The organism is Oleiphilus sp. HI0123, assembly GCF_001635315.1.
The window spans coordinates 1-687 of record NZ_LWGE01001842.1; the positions used below are offsets into that span (position 1 = coordinate 1).

The 687-nt window shown below is 44.3% G+C and carries 1 pseudogene; it reads right to left on the reverse strand.

Annotated features, from left to right (window positions below):
• A pseudogene (locus A3761_RS24755) lies at nt 1-658 on the reverse strand (hypothetical protein); the annotation flags it as partial.
• Between the last annotated feature and the right edge of the window lie 29 nt (nt 659-687).

Consider the following 687-nt stretch of genomic DNA (forward strand, 5'->3'; position numbering starts at 1 on the left):
CTTCAGCAAGAGCTAAAGATATCTCATCTTCTGTTGCATCTCGCACCTCATTCTCACGCGCACTTAGTGACACGGTTTCCGCTGGAGCCGCTAAGGCTTCAGTAGAAATCCCACTACTGCGCTTGAGCACTTCTGAACTAGCAGGTCCGCTTGCTTTCGCGGCAATGGTCGCCTGCTTACTTGGTGCAACTTTCTTTTTCAAGGCAGCGACATCGACGACTGTCTTAAGTTCAGCAAGATCTGACTGCACAGCTAACAAGCCGGACTTTTTAGCAACTTCTCTCGCTTTTTTGACTTTTGTAGTCAGAGGTTTTTTAATCGGCTCCGGCTTTTTAATTGGCTTAGGCTTTTCTTTAGGCTTAGGCTTTTCTTTAGGTTTAGGTTTTTCTTCTTTAGGCTTTTCTTCAACCTTTTTAGGTTTCTCTTCCTTTTTGACTGGCTTGGGTTTGGGTGGCTCTTTTTTCTTCACTAACTTTGCTAGTTGCGGTGGGAGCTTTTCAAGTGATTTGCGATCTTTTTCAGGCACAGATGCATTAGGTATCCATACCGCTAGTACCAAAAAGACCATGAGCAAGGTAAGCAGAATACTGCTGAAACGTTTACTTTCACCAGCTTCTTTCGTCCAAGGTAGATTTAAGCGGTCTTGTGGAAAAATCATCCCTACCCCTTACCTTCAAGCTTTCTTGA